This window comes from Ferrimicrobium acidiphilum DSM 19497, from assembly GCF_000949255.1.
Classification (GTDB): domain Bacteria; phylum Actinomycetota; class Acidimicrobiia; order Acidimicrobiales; family Acidimicrobiaceae; genus Ferrimicrobium; species Ferrimicrobium acidiphilum.
In genome coordinates, this window is record NZ_JXUW01000003.1 from 44,465 (window position 1) to 60,758 (window position 16,294).

Below are 16,294 nucleotides of genomic sequence, written 5' to 3' on the forward strand. Positions count from 1 at the left end.
TTAGTCGCGAAAATTGACGAACTGTAGCGGAATATCTGCAACTTGCTCTTTGAGCTGTCCCATGACCGCTTGGAGATCATCGCGCTTCTTGCCGGTGACCCTCACCTGATCTCCTTGGATTTGCGCTTGGATTCCCTTCATTCCCATCGCCTTGATTGCTTGGGTGACCTGTTTAGCGCGATCACCATCTAGCCCCGACACCAGGCGAATAGCTTGGCGCACAGTCCCCTTGGAGGCATCCTCCACCTTCTGGCGATCGAGTGCCTTCAATGAGACAGAACGCTTCACGAGACGCTCCTCAAGCACGGTCATGACGGCTTTTAGGCGGTCTGGGGTACTAGACGCTAGGGTGATGAGGAGGTCGTTCTCGTTGAAGACAATAGATGAATCGGTATTCTTAAAGTCAAAGCGAGTCGTGATCTCTCGACTCGCCTGGTCAACTGCATTTTTAACTTCTTGTATATCAATCTCTGAGACTACGTCGAAAGATGGCATACTGGTAGACTATTATGTCCTCACCAGGGTCGGTGCCCGAGTGGCCAATGGGAGCAGACTGTAAATCTGCCGGCGTACGCCTACGGGGGTTCGAATCCCTCCCGGCCCACATGGAGGTATGGCGCGGAGCGATGCAAGAGCAGTTTCTCCGCGCTAGACTAGAGCGAACTCATGGATAAGGACAGCAGTCACCCAACCGAAGGTCCCCATCAGGGTGGGCCAGTGGGAAAATCGCACTTTCGTCGTTCGAGCGACGACTCATTACCCCGTGGAGGCTCAAAGGAGATGAGCGACGAGGAAGGTGCCCGTCTAATTCCTACTCTTCATGGAGACGGGTCAGGCGGCCGCTTCCGCACCATCAGGCGATGGTTTGGCTGGGCCAACGTCGACAATCTGATGAATGTCAATCCGATCTCCACTGGATTTATCGGTTCGCTGCTAGTCTTCGTCGGTTCTTTGCAACCAAACTCCCCCTTCACTTCGAAGATTCCTGGGTCTTGGTACCTTGGGGTGAACGCGTCTCCGCATCCAGGGAATTTGATCGTGGAGTTGTTGGCTGAGTCGTTGATCTATTACGGCCTTGTTCTGACGGCGGTTGCCTGGCTCAGAATCGTTGTCGGCGCTCGGCGTGGCGAGCAGCTTCGCTACAAATGGCTTCTGTTTGGCCTTTGGGTATTGCCGTTGATGGTTGCTGGACCGTTGTTTTCACGAGATGTCTACTCGTATGCAGCTCAGGGGCGCATGGTCACGCTCGGAATCAACCCGTATAGCGGGGGCCCAGCGTTGCTCGGCAATAGCGCCTATCGTTCCACGGTGGACCCACTTTGGGGAATGGCAAAGGCCCCCTACGGCCCACTGTTTCTAGCCTTGGCTGGGGGGCTCGTTCAACTTTCGGGCCACTCTCCGATGATGACCGTGCTTTTGCTTCGCCTGGTTGCTCTCGCCTCTGTTGTCGTCATCGGTATCTTTATCCTTAAGATCGCAGATTTGCTTGGTGTTAATCGAGACCTTGCCTTCGCCCTAAGCGCGGCCAATCCAATTTTGTTGTATACCTTTGCGTCGGCGGGACATAATGACGCCTTAATGACCGCCCTTATGGTGGCCGGAATTTATCTGTTCCTAAAGGATCGTAGGTTGGCTGGCATTGTGCTAGTAGCTCTAGCGGCATCGGTTAAGGTACCAGCGATTGTTGCGGTTGGCTTTATGGGCTATCACTGGAGCAACTCTAACCGTGTGCTTAGCAAGCTGCGTGGCCTCTTCATCGCTGTGATGTTAACCTTGGCTGTTTTCTACCTGCTTGGTCTAGCTACGCATCTGGGAATGGGCTGGATCCCAGCGCTGTCTACTCCCGGATCGGTTCTGTCCTTCGAGGACCCACTCATTCTTGTTGGCTATGCCATTGGTTGGGTGCTCGCTCATGTAGGACTTCCGTTCGGGCCACTCTTTGTGGTTAACGTGTTTCGAGCTCTCGGTGACTTGTGTATCTTGCTCATTGGCGGTATCACTATTCTTGGAAGTCGGCGATCCAATATCGTACGACTTACTGGTGTGATCTTGATCGTCACTGTGGTGCTTGGTCCCGTCATCTGGCCCTGGTATCTCGGTTGGGGAATTGTGTTGTTGTCGCTAGGTGCCGGCGACCTAACGGTGGATTTTCTCGTGCTGCTCACTCTATCGGCGATGCCTATCGACTTTTTGGGGGCACCCACAGCTTTTGCTTGGCTTGGCTATGCTGGTCTCGTCACCATTCTCTATCGACGCCGGTCGAGTCTCCTGCGTGAGGCTAAGGAAGTTTTTGATGGCTTTCGGGTGGCGGTTGCCGAGGTGGTTCCTCCGAGGCTCCAACGTTGGATACCTCAGTTTGTTCGGATCGAGTCCGATGCGTGATCTATCGGTGGCTCACGAGCGATGCAGAGATTGGCGACCCTAGGAATTGACTCAGCTTGAGCGAGTCGAACTAGAACTGGAAGAGGCCGTTGCCGTCCTGGCACAACGGAGCTCGCTGATGGCGGATTTTTATCGCAACTATGGACTCCCTCGGCTATATAGAGATTCGTTTGATCCTGGTCGTAGCGGCGGTCACACCGAACAAGATGCCTTTGGCTTCCTGGTGGAGACGTTGGTGTATCAGCAACTGTCAGGCTCGTCGGCGCGGGCGATTCTGGAACGCCTTGACGCCGCGACTGGATTGCGGGCCGAGACGGTGGCAGTGCTCACGCCAGAGGAGCTTCGCAGGATTGGACTTTCAGGTCCGAAGATTAAAACGTTGGATCGACTCTGCCGGAGTGTGTCAGCCGCTCAGCTTTCTCAGCTTGCGTCTCTCGATGATGCGTCTGTGCGGGCGTTTATCGAGGGACTATACGGCTTTGGGAGCTGGAGCGCCGACATGTTTCTCATGTTTCATCTCCAGCGTTTTGACATCTGGCCAGTGGGGGATCTGGCTATGCGGCGAAGCGTTCAACGACACCTGTCGGGCAGCGTACCACTGTTGCTGCCTGAATTGATAGAGCATGGTGAACAATATCGGCCTTTTCGCTCGCTTGCCGCTTGGTACTTCTGGGCCGACGACCATGCCCAGGCCTAACACTGCTTTCTGGGTGGATGTTGCCATCTTGAGGTAAGCAGCCACGCCTGGATAGAGATGGACGCGTCGAGGTGTTGAACGTTCCGCCCTTAACGTAGCTGTCGTTGCAGGATCGCCATGTCGATCCATCTCCCGAATTTCCTACCAATCTCTCGTTCAACACCTACGAGCCGAAAGTCACAACCAACATGTAGCTGTAACGAAGCTTTGTGATCAGCAACTATATGTGCAATACAACTGTGAAAGCCAAGTGAAGTGGCTGTAACGATCAGGTGTTCTAGCAGCAGTCGCCCAACGCCTTGTCCCTGGTAGTTAGGATCGATGTAGACCGAGTCCTCAACGGTCGAGTTGTACCCTGCGCGTGGGCGAAATGGAGAGATTGAGGCATAGCCGATGGGCTGATCTTTGGCAACGGCCACAAGGGCAGGGTAGATGCCCAGATGCTGTTCGAGCCAACGCTCCTGATCAGCGTGCGTGCGCGGTACGAGATCTAGCGTTGCCGTCGACGACAGTACGGCATGATTGTAAATTTGACGGAGCTGTTCGCTATCTTGGGGGATGAGGTTGCGGATATCAATACCTCTCGGAGCTGACCGGCTGCTCACGGACGTACCAAACCGGGCTGCATGCCTCGATGGTCAAGAGCGCGATCTATTACACTCACCCTAGCGCCGATGTTTGGGGAATGTGGGCCCATAGGGGCGTGAATAGTTGCAAGGCGTGAGGTACGATTCCCATCACCTAGTATCATAGATTGAGCCTGAAACGTATTGCCCCCTTAGCTCAGTCGGCAGAGCACAGCCATGGTAAGGCTGGTGTCGTCGGTTCGATTCCGACAGGGGGCTCTGCAAGGCGGCGTAGCTCAGTAGGTAAGAGCACACGGCTCATAATCGTGGGGTCGTCGGTTCGAGTCCGACCGCCGCTACTGCACCTCGGCCGATGGCGTTGTTGGCGGAGGTCTTGTCTTATTGGAATGGGCGCCTGCGTGCCTATCTCTCTAGTATGGTGTAACGCTGGCGGTAGATTTAGAATCGGCTGCCCGTCGATAGAAGCCTGATGTCGTGTGCTTGGAGCATCATCGAGTTGGTGCCTTGCTGCTGGGTAGACCTTGATATTCTGATATAAGGGTTTTAGCTTGAGGATCGGTCGTGGTCCGTTGCGTGGAAGTGTTATGGGCAAGAGAGGTAACTAATGGCAAAGAATGAGAAGCGAGTGAAGGTCACCTTGGCGTGCGAGGAGTGCAAGCGAAGGAACTATATCACCACCAAGAACAAGCAGAATGATCGCGAACGGATCGAGATGCGTAAGTTCTGTCAGTGGGATCGTCGTCATACCCTGCACAAGGAGACACGCTGACCCCGCCTAAGGCATTGCAGGCCGTCGGCGACCTCAAACCCAGCTTTGAGGAGATCCTCAAGATGACCCAACGCGCGAGCGCAGCCTTGGCGATGAGAATCTTGGGCGATGCCGAGAGCGTCGGTGATGTGCTCCAGGACGCCTATCTGAACGTCTATCGGTCGTTAGAGCGGTTTAGAGGAGATTCGAAGTACGAGACGTGGGTCTATCGCATCGTGGTCAACTCTGCGCTCGGCCATCTTCGGGCTCGAAATCGTCTGACCAATCGAGAGTGCTCGCTTGAGGTCTGTTCTCCTACCGTAGCCGTTAGTCGGGAGGATCCTAATGAGTCGACTGCGGCGGCAGTTGATCTCATAGCCCTGCTGGATAAGGTCCCAGAGTCGACACGGGAATTGCTGGTCATGCGCTATGGAATGGGCTATAGCGTACGAATGATCGCTGATGTCTCCTCGCAGACTGAGGCCAATGTTAAGGTTCGACTCTATCGCGCGCGTAAGCAACTTGCCTTGCTGTTTGCTCAAGAAGCCTCAGTCTCCAGCGCAGAGGGTGCAAACCATGGGGATCCCCTGATAAGCTGGTAGGCCATAAAGGGTAGTAGCTCAATTGGTAGAGCACCGGTCTCCAAAACCGGGGGTTGGGGGTTCGAGTCCCTCCTGCCCTGCTGGTAAGGCGGCGAGTTGTTTGAAGTATGAGGTTTTGACGTGAATCGCGAGACAAAGCGGTTGATGGCGCGCCAGCAGATGGCGCCAGAGAAGAAGCAAGAAGCCGTACGGCGGTCTAAGACGAAGCGCCCTAAAGAGAAGGGTCGTATTCGCCGCTATTTTAGCTCGGTGATCACAGAGCTAAAGGCGGTAGATTGGCCGACACGTGCCCAGGTGCGCAGCTACGCTACAGTCGTGTTTGTGACCTTGGTGCTCGTCATTGGTCTAATCTTTTTGTTGAACCTCTTGTTCTCAACCGGCGTAACCAAACTGTACGGTTGATACAGGAGATTGTGGGAGTAGTAGCGGTGTCAGACGACCAAATTTCAGACGAAGAAGTAACAGCTGGATCATCTCCAATAGATGCGTCCGGGGGGGGTGCCGACTACGGCAGCTCTACCGAGCGTGAGGATGATGTTTCGTTCGAGCTTGGTGATGTCGGTGTTGACCACATTGACCACGGTGAGGCCTCAGATGGATTCGCCGATGAGATGGAGGTGGACGCCATTGAGTCCCCATATGACCGCGCTGGAGCGTGGTACGTTGTCCACTGCTATTCGGGCTACGAAAATAAGGTGAAGACCAATCTTTTCGCACGCGTGAAGTCTCTTAACCTCGATGAGCGCATCTATGAGGTCGAAATCCCGATGGAGGATGTTGCTGAGATCAAGAATGGCAAGCGGGTATCGGTTCGCCGCAAGGTCTTCCCTGGCTATGTGATGGTACGAGCTGATATGGATGACGAAGTGTGGACTGCCATCCGCAATACACCTGGCATAACCTCATTCGTGGGTTCGGGGTCCAAGCCCACTCCTCTGTCCAAGCGTGAGGTGGAGTCGATGCTGGCCTTTAAGACGCCAGAAGAGATGAGAACCGCCACGGTTCGCAAGCCCACCCATGGCTTCGATATCGGCGATACGGTACAGGTTAAGGAGGGTCCGTTGGCGGACTTCTCAGGCCAGATATCGGAGATCAACGCAGATCAGATGAAGCTCAAGGTTCTTTTCAATATCTTCGGCCGAGAGACGCCTGTGGAGCTAGATTTTTCACAGGTTACCAAAATTTAGATTTGTCTTCCACTAGTTAGGCTGTGCGGGAGATCTCTCTGCCCATCACCCTATATACTTGTCTGGTTCAATGTAAGGAGTTCAGTCATCGTGGCGAAGAAACGTGTCGCAGCCATTGTCAAGATAAATTTGCCCGCTGGAGCGGCAACGCCGGCTCCACCGGTTGGTACTGCTTTGGGGCCCCATGGTATCCAAACGATGGAGTTCGTCAAGCAGTACAACGCTGCAACCGAGTCGCAGCGTGGCCAGGTCATCCCGGTAGAGGTAACGATTTTTGAAGATCGCTCCTTCAGCTTTATCCTAAAGACGCCTCCCACGTCCGAGCTGTTGAAGCAGGCCGCTGGGCTCGATAAGGGTTCTGCTACTAATCGTCGAGAACTCGTTGGTACCGTGACTAGGGATCAAGTCGAAGAGATTGCCAAGACCAAGATGCCGGATTTGAACGCCTTTGACCTTGAGTCAGCGATGAAACAGGTAGTTGGCACCGCGGACTCTATGGGCATCACCGTCGCAGAGTAGTGCGACTCTTGGGTAACTGAAGCGAAGAGTTTGGAGTAGTAATGGCCGGAAAAGTATATAAAGAGCAGATTGCGAAGCTAGATGTCGAGAAGTTGTATCTTCCGCGCGAAGCAGTCGAACTGGTACAGGCGATGAGCAAGGCTAAGTTTGATGAGACCGTAGAGCTGGCTGTTCGGCTCGGAGTGGATCCTCGCAAGGCCGATCAGATGGTTCGCGGGACGGTATCGCTGCCAAATGGTACCGGGAGGACGGTCCGAATCGCAGTCTTCGCTGCTGGCGAGGCGGCAACCGAGGCCAGGGAAGCCGGTGCGGATGTCGTTGGAGCTGATGACCTCGTGGAGAGAGTGTCTGGTGGATTCTTAGAGTTTGACGTTGCAATCGCTACTCCGGACCTGATGGGTCAAGTTGGACGTCTAGGGCGAGTACTTGGTCCACGAGGTCTCATGCCTAACCCACGAACAGGTACGGTTACCATGGATGTCGCCAAGGCGGTAGCTGAGTTCAAGGCCGGTAGAGTAGAGTTCCGAACCGATAAGGTCGGTAATGTGCATGTCCCGATCGGCAAGGTGTCGTTTTCGTCGGTTGCTTTGCTTGAGAACTTCCGATCGGTGATCGATGAACTTTCTCGCGCCAAGCCTGCGTCGGCAAAGGGACGTTATTTTCGTTCGGTGCACCTAAGCGCGACGATGACCCCTTCAGTGAGTGTAGACCCCAATAGGATTCGTCTCTTGGACGAAGATTTGGTTGCTGCCGGGGCTGCATAGTCAATTTAGCTGCTATATTATATGACGCCTTGATTCGCTTAAGAGGTCCGGTGCTAACGCTTAATGTTCCCTAGAAATGGGGCGCCCGATGAAGCGGTCTCTCCGAGTCAGGCATAGAAAAAGGAGAGAAGATGGTCGATAATCCGCGTCCTGCAAAGGTTTCTGTGGTCGATGAGGTTCGTTCGAAGCTCGTTGAAACAGATGTCATTTTTGTAACAGAGTATCGTGGTCTAAAAGTCGCTGATCTTCAGTCCTTGCGTTCGCAGCTTCGTTCCGTTGGGGCTTCTTATAAGGTATTTAAGAATAGCCTCGCCAGGATCGCTGCTCAGGAGGCAGGCTACGAGTTGCTCAACGAACTGCTTACCGGTCCAAGTGGACTGGTATTTAGTGGCCCAGATGCAGCCGCTACGGCGAAGGTGCTACGAGATGTTGCTCGCATCAACGAGTTTCTGGTAGTCAAGGGTGCTCTGCTGGGTGGGCAGCTACTCGATCAGCGAGCAGTTTACGCCCTAGCCAGTTTGCCGAGCCGCGATGTGCTTCTTGTTCAGATGGCTGGGCTCATTGCTGCGCCTATGGTTAACTTCGCGTCTGCGTTGAATGCGCTGCCACGTGATTTTGCCTATGGATTGAAGGCGCTCGTCGATCTGCGTGAGGCTGCGTAGCCAAGCGGCTGTTCCCGACCCAACTTTGTAGACATTGTATAGTAAATAGCTTGACGAAATCGTTAGCATAACCGTCCTCATTAGGACACGAAAGGAAACCAATGGCAGACGTTCAGACATTGCTCGATCAGATTTCTGAGATGACCGTCATAGAGCTCTCCGAGCTTCTGAAGGCATTCGAGGAGCGATTCGGTGTTACCGCCGCCGCCCCTGTTGCAGTTGCGGCTGCCGGCGCTGCTGCCGGTGGTGGTGCCGGAGAGGCTGCGGCCGCTGCCGAGGAGCAGGATGAGTTCGATGTTATCTTGACCGCTGCAGGCGAAAAGAAGATCCAGGTGATTAAAGAGGTTCGCGCGCTCACAAATCTCGGCCTTAAGGAGGCTAAGGATCTTGTCGATGCCGCTCCAAAGCCAGTGTTGGAGAAGGCCTCTAAGGAGGATGCCGAAAAGGCCAAGGCTCAGCTTGAAGGTGCTGGCGCGACTGTCGAGCTGAAGTAACGTTCGTTAGTGCGATAGTGCGTCGTTTGAGCCCGTCTTTTCGGGCTCAAACGACGTGCCGCCCAATTTGTCCAACTATGCTATATGTCGTAGTGTCTTGCCCACAACTGAGCTCTTGAAAAACTCATCTGAGCGACCTTGTCGCTTGTGTGAGTTTTTTTGTGTTTTCGGATCTCGTCTAAGGAGTAGTACTTGACCTTGCTTAACCGCTCGCCCCAGCGTTTCTCGTTTGCGAAACTTCCTCAGGTTCTCCCTTTACCTGATCTTATCGCTATTCAGACGGATTCCTTCCGTTGGTTTCTTGAAGAGGGTCTCGCAGAGGCGTTCCATGATATCTCTCCAATCGAGGACTACGGGGGTCAGCTCTCGCTGGAGCTCGAGTACGATCCCAATGATCCCGATCTAGCTCCATTCCCGAAATATTCGGTAGAGGAGTGCAAAGAGAAGGATATGAACTACGCTGCGCCGATTTTCGTGCGGGCTAAGTTCTCGAACAAGAGCACCTATGAGATCAAGGAACAGATCGTCTTCATGGGAGATTTCCCGTTGATGACCGACCGCGGGACTTTTGTCATTAATGGCACCGAGCGCGTTATCGTCTCGCAGCTGGTGCGCTCACCAGGTGTGTTGTTCCAACCAGGCCGAGATCAGAGAACGATCGTTACTGCCACCATCAACCCTTATCGGGGAGAGTGGCTTGAGTTCGACGTAGAGGCCCGACCGGGCCGTGATATCCAGGCCGGTGCTCGTGTTGCTCGCAAGCGGCGGTTGAGTATCTTCACTCTTTTGAGAGCAGTTGGCTTCTCTGACCCTTCTGATCTTCAGAAGTTGGTCCAGCACTTCGACTTCTTGATCCCGCAGTGGGAGAAGGAGGATCAATCACAGACCGAGGAAGAGGCGTTGCTCGAGGTGTTCAAGCGTGTTCGCCCAGGGGAGCCACCGAACGCCGATGCAGCTCGGATGTACCTCGAAGGCGCGTTTTTTCAGGCTCGTCGTTACGACCTTACCAGAGTAGGGCGTTATAAAATTGACAAGCGCCTCAAGCCTGAAATTGCACGTTTGGAGGAGATACTCGGCCATCCTCTAGATACCGCTTACGAGACCCCTGGGGTGTTGTCCAGAGCTGAGGTGGTCGCTACTGCCTCCTATATGCTCCATCTAGCCAGCGGTGAGCTGGGGTATCGCTATGACGATCAGGATCACTTCTCCAATCGTCGAGTTCGTAGCGTCGGTGAGCTCATTCAGAATCAACTTAAGATAGGTTTGTCCAGGCTTGAGCGATTGGTGCGCGAACGCATGACGACCCAAGACGTAGAGGCGATCACTCCGCAAAGCCTGATCAACATTCGGCCGGTGGTAGCCGCTGTCAAGGAGTTCTTCTCCACTAGTCAGCTTTCACAGTTCATGGATCAGAACAATCCGCTGTCGGGTCTCGCCCACAAGCGCCGTCTGTCGGCACTAGGGCCCGGTGGTCTGTCTCGCGAGCGTGCTGGCTTCGAGGTTCGTGACGTCCACTCTTCGCACTATGGTCGGATGTGTCCGATCGAGACTCCAGAGGGGCCAAACATCGGTCTAATTGGGGCTCTTGCGAGTTACGCGCGACTAAACAGGTTTGGTTTTATAGAGACTCCATATCGTAAGGTTGTCGAAGGACGTGTGACCGAGGACATCGTTTATCTCACCGCCGACGAGGAAGAGGAGTTCATCATCGCGCAGGCGAATGCTCGTCTGGATGCCGATGGACGTTTTATTGAGCCCAAGATTCTGGTGCGGCGTGGCCCACAGGGTGCGGTTGTCAAGGTCGGCGTCAACGAGGTGTCGTACGGCTCTACCTCTGAAGTTGAGCTGGCGACTCCCGAAGAGGTAGACCTAATGGACGTCTCTACTTCGCAGGTGGTGTCGGTGTCTACTTCGCTGATTCCTTTCGTCGAGCATGATGACGCCAATAGGGCTCTCATGGGTGCAAACATGCAGAAGCAGGCGGTGCCGCTCATGATTCCTGAGGCGCCGTTCGTCGGGACGGGGGTCGAGGCACGTGCAGGACTGGACGCCGGTGATGTGCTGGTAGCGAAGGGATCTGGACTGGTTACTGAGGTGACCGGCGATTCCATCGTCGTCGACTATGACAAAGGTCAGACAGATGTCAATGGTGTTCCACTCGGCACCAAGCGATATCGCTTGGTCAAGTTCGAGCGTTCGAATCAGAATACGTGCTGGAATCAGCGGCCTCTTGTCGATCAAGGGAATCGAGTGGAGGCCGGAGACCTGTTAGCAGACGGACCTGCTACCCAGAACGGTGAGCTCGGACTAGGTAAGAACCTGTTGGTCGGTTTTATGCCTTGGGAGGGTTACAACTTCGAGGACGCCATAATCATCTCGGAGAGACTGGTCAAGGATGATGTCTTGAGCTCGATTCATATCGAGGAGTTTGAGACGGATGCGCGAGATACCAAGCTCGGAGCTGAGGAGATCACCCGCGATATTCCTAACTTGTCGGAGGAGGCGCTGGCCGATCTTGATGAGCGTGGGATTATCCGAGTAGGGGCAGAGGTTGGCCCTGGCGATATCTTGGTCGGTAAGGTAACTCCGAAGGGCGAGACTGAGCTCACGCCAGAGGAGCGGTTGCTACGAGCAATCTTTGGCGAGAAGTCGCGAGAGGTGCGCGACACCTCGCTGCGCGTCCCCCATGGTGAGTATGGGAAGGTTATTGACATCAAGGTCTTTAGCCGTGACGATTCAACAGAATTGCCCCCAGGTGTGAACCAGTTGGTTAGGGTCTATGTCGCCCAGCATCGCAAGATCTCGGAGGGTGACAAGCTGGCCGGGCGACACGGCAATAAGGGTGTTATCTCAAAGATCCTTCCGCTAGAGGATATGCCGCGGATGGCCGATGGAACTCCGCTAGACATCATCTTGAACCCGCTGGGTGTACCGTCGCGTATGAATGTTGGACAGGTACTCGAGGGTCACCTTGGCTTCGCGGCTAAGTGGGGCTGGACACCTGTGGATGGTAGTGAGAAAGAGGTCATCCAGCGACAGAAGACGCGACCACGGGCTATTCCGAATACCTGGGTGGCGAGCCCGTCCTTCGATGGTGCGCACTGGGATGAGACTGAGGAGGCTGGTGGGTTACCGACCATCAAGGAGCTGTTGGTCAATCTGAACCCTCAGTCGTTTGATGGTAATCGTCTTGTTGGGGAGGATGGCAAGGCCCAGCTCTTCAATGGTCGTACCGGCGAACCCTATGACAGCCCGGTCATGGTCGGCTATGTCTATATGATCAAGCTCGCCCACATGGTGGATGACAAGATCCACGCCCGTTCGACTGGTCCGTACTCGATGATTACCCAACAGCCGTTGGGAGGTAAGGCACAGTTTGGTGGACAGCGATTTGGTGAGATGGAGGTCTGGGCTCTCGAGGCCTATGGCGCCGCGTACGCTCTCCAGGAGCTCTTGACCATCAAGTCTGATGATGTGGTTGGCCGCGTCAAGGTCTATGAGTCGATTGTAAAGGGTGAGAATATCCCTGAGCCAGGTATTCCCGAGAGCTTTAAGGTGCTCATTAAAGAGATGCAATCGCTCTGTTTGAACGTCGACGTACTGTCGCCGACTGGGGAGCGCGTACAACTTCGTGAGCTCGACGAGGATGCCTACTCGGCATCTGAGGATCTAGGAATTAACCTCAGTCGACCGGAGCGCAACGTGGATTATGAGGATGATGGACGCCAGGAGAGAGGAATTTAAATGATTGATTTGAGCCGATTCGATCAGATAAGAATAGGGCTGGCGACCTCCGACGACATCAAGAATTGGTCGCGCGGTGAGGTAAAGAAGCCGGAGACGATCAACTATCGCACCTTGCGTCCGGAGCGCGACGGGCTGTTCTGTGAGCGTATTTTCGGCCCGACCAGAGATTGGGAATGCGCATGTGGTAAGTACAAGCGGGTGCGATTCAAGGGTATCGTCTGTGAACGCTGCGGTGTAGAGGTTACTCGAGCCAAGGTTCGTAGGGAACGCATGGGTCACATCGAGCTGGCCGCACCGGTCGTGCATATCTGGTACCTGCGTGGTACGCGCTCCTGGCTTGCCTATCTCCTTATGGGTACGACTCCGAAAGAGGAGTTGAAGGCCAAGCAGCTCGAGAAGGTTATCTATTTTGCCGCTAACCTTGTCACCTCTGTCGACGAGGATCGTCGCCATCAGGATCTACCTAATCTCGAGACTGAGATGCTCGAGGAGATCAAGAGTCTCGAGGATTCGCGTGATATCGAGATCGAACATCGATTCCAGGAGTTAGAGGAGCAGCTGGCAGCGATGGAGGCAGAGGGTGCTAAGGACAGTGATGTCCGGGCACGCCAACGCCAACTAGAGAAGGAGATTCAGTCCGTCAGGGAACGAGCGAATCAATCTGTCGAGCTCGTTCGTCGCGCATTTGATGAGTTTCGCGAACTCTATCCTCGGATGATTATCGAGGATGAGATTCTCTGGAGGGAGTTGCGAGCTCGTTATTCCGAGTATTTCGATGGCGGCATGGGAGCGGAGGCGATCGCTGATCTGATCAACCGGATCGACTTCGATGTCGAGCAGGTCAAGCTGCGTGAGATGATCGAGCCAACCGATGCTCGTCGACCACTGTCGGCGCAACGTCGGCAGAAGGCGATACGCCGTCTGAAGATCGTGTCGGCGTTCAATCGTCGCGATGAGGATGGTCGCCGGATCAACGACCCGATGGCGATGATTCTGTCAGTTGTTCCGGTGATTCCACCAGATCTACGCCCTATGGTTCAACTAGATGGCGGTCGTTTCGCCACCTCCGACCTGAACGATCTCTACCGTAGAGTGATCAACCGAAACAATCGCTTGAAGCGTTTGTTGGATCTTGGAGCTCCTGAGATCATCGTGAATAACGAAAAGCGTATGCTTCAAGAGGCGGTGGACGCTCTGTTTGACAACGGACGCCGCGGTCGCCCAGTGGTTGGACCTGGTAACCGTCCGTTGAAGAGTCTTTCTGATATGTTGAAGGGGAAGCAGGGTAGATTCAGGCAGAACCTTCTTGGTAAGCGCGTTGACTACTCAGGTCGATCGGTTATCGTTGGTGGACCTACCTTGAAGTTGCATCAGTGTGGTCTTCCTAAGTTGATGGCGCTGGAGTTGTTCAAACCATTCGTCATGCGGAGGTTGGTCGAGCTCGAGTTTGCGCAGAACATCAAGTCTGCCAAGCGTATGGTTGAGCGACGACGTCCACAGGTCTGGGAGGTTCTAGACGGGGTCATCCGGGAACATCCGGTGCTCTTAAACCGTGCCCCTACCCTACACCGACTAGGCATACAGGCTTTTGAGCCCGTCTTGGTTGAGGGCAAGGCGATTCAGATTCATCCGCTTGTCACGACTGCGTTCAATGCCGACTTTGATGGTGATCAGATGGCGGTTCACCTGCCACTTTCACCTGAGGCACAGGCAGAGGCGCGCGTGTTGATGCTCTCGGCGAGCAACATCATCTCGCCAGCGACCGGGCGTCCTATCACCGTCCCGAGCTTGGATATGGTGTTTGGATTGTTCTATCTCACCATTATTCGTGAAGATGAGATTGGCGCAGGCAAGGTCTTCCGGCACAACTATGAGGTTCGTCGGGCCTTGGATGCGGGTGAGTTGGGGCTACACGCTCCGATACGTTTACGCAAGATCGGTGCCGATGGCGAGGTTGCTGAGTTGCGAACGACGGCTGGGCGAGTGATCTTCAACGAGGCGATGCCCGAGGATTTCCGATTTGTCAATGAGATAATTGGCAAGAAGAATCTTCCTATAGGTGCCATCGTTGAAGAGGTAGCGAATCGCTATCCTCGTGTAACCGTTCAGGTGACTCTCGATGCCATCAAGGACCTTGGTTTTAGGTATGCGAGCCAGTCCGGTCTGACGATCTCTATCGACGACGTCAAGACTCCGGTGGCGAAGGCGGAGATTCTGAATCGCTATGAGCGTGAGGCGGAGAAGGCCGAGGCACAGTTCAAGCGTGGAATCATCACTGATGATGAGCGCAAGCAGAAGGAGATCGAGATCTGGACGTCGGCGACTGCGGAGATTGGTCATGCGATCGATGAGATGCTGGCGGCCGACACAATGAACCCACTCGGGATGATGATTGAGTCTGGGGCTCGTGGTAACCCACAGCAGATTCGACAGATCTCGGGGATCAAGGGCTTGGTGGCGAATCCGCGAGGTGAGATGATCCCTAGGCCGATCAAGTCATCGTTCCGCGAGGGTCTGCAGGTTCTTGAGTATTTTCTCTCGACACACGGTGCTCGCAAGGGTCTAGCTGACACCGCGCTCCGCACTGCTGACTCGGGTTACTTGACTCGTCGATTGGTCGACGTTGCTCAGGAGATGATCGTTCGCGAGATCGATTGTGGGACCACTCGTGGGATTTGGCTGGAGGATCTTCGTCCAGACCAGTCCGGTCAGCGTTTCTACATCGAGACTCGCGCCTTTGGGCGTGTGTTGGCTGATCCTGTGAGCCTCGCTGATGGGACCGAGATAGGGCGCGGAACACTCCTTACGGATGCCTTGGTGACGCGGATTGCTGAAGATCCTGATGTAAATCAGATCAGGGTGCGATCGGCGCTCACCTGCGAGACGTCACATGGGGTATGTGCCATGTGCTATGGGAAGTCGCTTGGCGGTGTTGGCCTGATTGAGTTGGGTGAAGCTGTCGGAGTCGTCGCTGCGCAGTCGATCGGTGAGCCTGGAACTCAGTTGACCATGCGCACCTTCCACCAAGGTGGTATAGCGGGTTCGGACATCACCCATGGACTCCCGCGTGTTGTCGAGCTCTTTGAGGCTCGCACACCTCGTGGTGCAGCTATTTTGACTCATGGTGCTGGTGTAGTACACCTGGTGGATGAGGAGAATGGGCAGCGCGTCAGCGTGGTTCACGATGATGGAACCGAAGAGACGTATCTGTTGCCAACGAGAGTACACCTCAACGTAGTGGAGGGGCAAGAGGTCGCGGCTGGCGATCCTCTGGTCGAGGGACCAAAGGATCCGAAGCAGGTGCTCGAGATCAAGGGTATTCGCGAGACACAACAGTATCTAGTTGAAGAGGTACAGAAGGTCTATCGTGACCAGGGTGTGCCTATCCATGACAAGCATATCGAGCTGATCGTTCGACAGATGTTGCGTAGAGTTCTGGTTGCTGAGCCTGGGGATTCAGAGTTTCTCCCGGGTGAACGGGTGGAGTCGCAGCAGTATGCGGAGGTTAACCGAGCGCTGTTCGCGCAGGGTTCCCGCCCTGCTGAGGGTCGACCAGAGCTCATGGGGATTACCAAGGCTTCGCTAGCTACCGAGTCATGGCTGAGCGCCGCCTCCTTCCAGGAGACGACTCGTGTGCTGACAGAGGCGGCCATTGAAGGCAAGTCTGATCCGCTCCTTGGATTGAAGGAGAATATCATTCTTGGTAAGTTGATTCCGGCTGGTTCAGGTGTCCGTGATTATCGCTCTGTTGACGTCAAGGCTCCATTCCATAGGAAGCTGTCGTTCTGGAGTTCCGAGGATGAGAACGAGAATGGTCCGGAGGATCTACTTGAGGAAGGCTAGATCGGTATCAATGTCAGTTAGACTGTCCCGTTGGGCCAGGAGTGGCTCTGGGCTGCTCTGTG

At 54.6% G+C, this 16,294-nt stretch carries 14 protein-coding genes and 4 tRNA genes; 16 read left to right on the forward strand and 2 right to left on the reverse strand.

Annotated elements, in window-relative coordinates; all coding sequences use genetic code 11:
- The gene (locus tag FEAC_RS02060; protein WP_035389079.1) at positions 1–495 is read right to left on the reverse strand and encodes a YajQ family cyclic di-GMP-binding protein; all 495 of its coding nucleotides are present in this window, start codon (positions 493–495) and stop codon (positions 1–3) included.
- A 26-nt stretch (positions 496–521) separates the two neighbouring features.
- On the opposite strand from FEAC_RS02060, the gene FEAC_RS02065 reads away from it, so the two are divergent.
- The 3 genes from FEAC_RS02065 (at position 522) to FEAC_RS02075 (ending at position 3,079) form a co-directional block, all read left to right on the forward strand.
- A tRNA-Tyr gene (locus tag FEAC_RS02065) sits at positions 522–604 on the forward strand.
- A gap of 176 nt (positions 605–780) precedes the next feature.
- Positions 781–2,382, forward strand: coding sequence for a polyprenol phosphomannose-dependent alpha 1,6 mannosyltransferase MptB (gene mptB / locus FEAC_RS02070; RefSeq protein ID WP_035389078.1), 1,602 nt, complete (start codon positions 781–783; stop codon positions 2,380–2,382).
- 46 nt (positions 2,383–2,428) lie between these two features.
- Complete coding sequence (locus FEAC_RS02075) at positions 2,429–3,079, forward strand: DNA-3-methyladenine glycosylase family protein (RefSeq protein ID WP_052565276.1); 651 nt, start codon at positions 2,429–2,431, stop codon at positions 3,077–3,079.
- A gap of 89 nt (positions 3,080–3,168) precedes the next feature.
- On the opposite strand, the gene FEAC_RS02080 is transcribed toward FEAC_RS02075, so the two are convergent.
- Positions 3,169–3,684, reverse strand: coding sequence for a GNAT family N-acetyltransferase (locus FEAC_RS02080; RefSeq protein ID WP_052565278.1), 516 nt, complete (start codon positions 3,682–3,684; stop codon positions 3,169–3,171).
- A 167-nt stretch (positions 3,685–3,851) separates the two neighbouring features.
- On the opposite strand from FEAC_RS02080, the gene FEAC_RS02085 reads away from it, so the two are divergent.
- The 13 genes from FEAC_RS02085 to FEAC_RS02140 all read left to right on the forward strand — a co-directional run bounded on the left by FEAC_RS02085 (position 3,852) and on the right by FEAC_RS02140 (position 16,232).
- A tRNA-Thr gene (locus tag FEAC_RS02085) sits at positions 3,852–3,924 on the forward strand.
- A 6-nt stretch (positions 3,925–3,930) separates the two neighbouring features.
- A tRNA-Met gene (locus FEAC_RS02090) sits at positions 3,931–4,004 on the forward strand.
- A gap of 266 nt (positions 4,005–4,270) precedes the next feature.
- A complete protein-coding gene (gene rpmG, locus FEAC_RS14445; RefSeq protein ID WP_081901041.1) occupies positions 4,271–4,435 on the forward strand; it encodes a 50S ribosomal protein L33 in 165 nt (54 codons plus the stop codon).
- Positions 4,396–5,016, forward strand: a complete 621-nt coding sequence (locus tag FEAC_RS02095; RefSeq protein WP_269078246.1) for an RNA polymerase sigma factor — start codon at positions 4,396–4,398, stop codon at positions 5,014–5,016. Before rpmG ends, FEAC_RS02095 begins: the two co-directional genes overlap by 40 nt.
- A gap of 7 nt (positions 5,017–5,023) precedes the next feature.
- A tRNA-Trp gene (locus FEAC_RS02100) sits at positions 5,024–5,096 on the forward strand.
- Between the two features lie 40 nt (positions 5,097–5,136).
- On the forward strand, positions 5,137–5,418 hold the full coding sequence (gene secE, locus FEAC_RS02105) for a preprotein translocase subunit SecE (RefSeq protein WP_052565280.1): 282 nt from the start codon (positions 5,137–5,139) through the stop codon (positions 5,416–5,418).
- A gap of 26 nt (positions 5,419–5,444) precedes the next feature.
- Positions 5,445–6,203, forward strand: a complete 759-nt coding sequence (gene nusG / locus FEAC_RS02110; RefSeq protein ID WP_236684585.1) for a transcription termination/antitermination protein NusG — start codon at positions 5,445–5,447, stop codon at positions 6,201–6,203.
- Positions 6,204–6,290: 87 nt separating this feature from the next.
- On the forward strand, positions 6,291–6,722 hold the full coding sequence (gene rplK / locus FEAC_RS02115) for a 50S ribosomal protein L11 (RefSeq protein WP_152623033.1): 432 nt from the start codon (positions 6,291–6,293) through the stop codon (positions 6,720–6,722).
- 41 nt (positions 6,723–6,763) lie between these two features.
- Entirely contained in the window at positions 6,764–7,486 is a 723-nt protein-coding gene (gene rplA / locus FEAC_RS02120; protein ID WP_035389074.1) for a 50S ribosomal protein L1, read from the forward strand.
- A gap of 131 nt (positions 7,487–7,617) precedes the next feature.
- Positions 7,618–8,148, forward strand: a complete 531-nt coding sequence (rplJ, locus tag FEAC_RS02125; RefSeq protein ID WP_035389073.1) for a 50S ribosomal protein L10 — start codon at positions 7,618–7,620, stop codon at positions 8,146–8,148.
- 101 nt (positions 8,149–8,249) lie between these two features.
- Positions 8,250–8,642 carry a 50S ribosomal protein L7/L12 gene (gene rplL, locus FEAC_RS02130; RefSeq protein ID WP_035389072.1) on the forward strand — a complete coding sequence of 131 codons (393 nt, stop codon included), beginning with the start codon at positions 8,250–8,252 and terminating at the stop codon, positions 8,640–8,642.
- Between the two features lie 192 nt (positions 8,643–8,834).
- A complete protein-coding gene (gene rpoB / locus FEAC_RS02135; protein ID WP_152623034.1) occupies positions 8,835–12,386 on the forward strand; it encodes a DNA-directed RNA polymerase subunit beta in 3,552 nt (1,183 codons plus the stop codon).
- On the forward strand, positions 12,387–16,232 hold the full coding sequence (locus tag FEAC_RS02140) for a DNA-directed RNA polymerase subunit beta' (protein WP_052565282.1): 3,846 nt from the start codon (positions 12,387–12,389) through the stop codon (positions 16,230–16,232).
- The last annotated feature ends 62 nt before the right edge of the window (positions 16,233–16,294 follow it).

What these genes read in the sequence shown, in the direction of transcription:
- FEAC_RS02060 (WP_035389079.1), bottom strand. Translation starts at nt 495, where the DNA reads ATGCCATCTTTCGACGTAGTCTCAGAGATTGATATACAAGAAGTTAAA.
- rplJ (WP_035389073.1), top strand. Translation starts at nt 7,618, where the DNA reads ATGGTCGATAATCCGCGTCCTGCAAAGGTTTCTGTGGTCGATGAGGTT.
- rplL (WP_035389072.1), top strand. Translation starts at nt 8,250, where the DNA reads ATGGCAGACGTTCAGACATTGCTCGATCAGATTTCTGAGATGACCGTC.
- rplA (WP_035389074.1), top strand. Translation starts at nt 6,764, where the DNA reads ATGGCCGGAAAAGTATATAAAGAGCAGATTGCGAAGCTAGATGTCGAG.
- rpmG (WP_081901041.1), top strand. Translation starts at nt 4,271, where the DNA reads ATGGCAAAGAATGAGAAGCGAGTGAAGGTCACCTTGGCGTGCGAGGAG.
- mptB (WP_035389078.1), top strand. Translation starts at nt 781, where the DNA reads ATGAGCGACGAGGAAGGTGCCCGTCTAATTCCTACTCTTCATGGAGAC.
- FEAC_RS02140 (WP_052565282.1), top strand. Translation starts at nt 12,387, where the DNA reads ATGATTGATTTGAGCCGATTCGATCAGATAAGAATAGGGCTGGCGACC.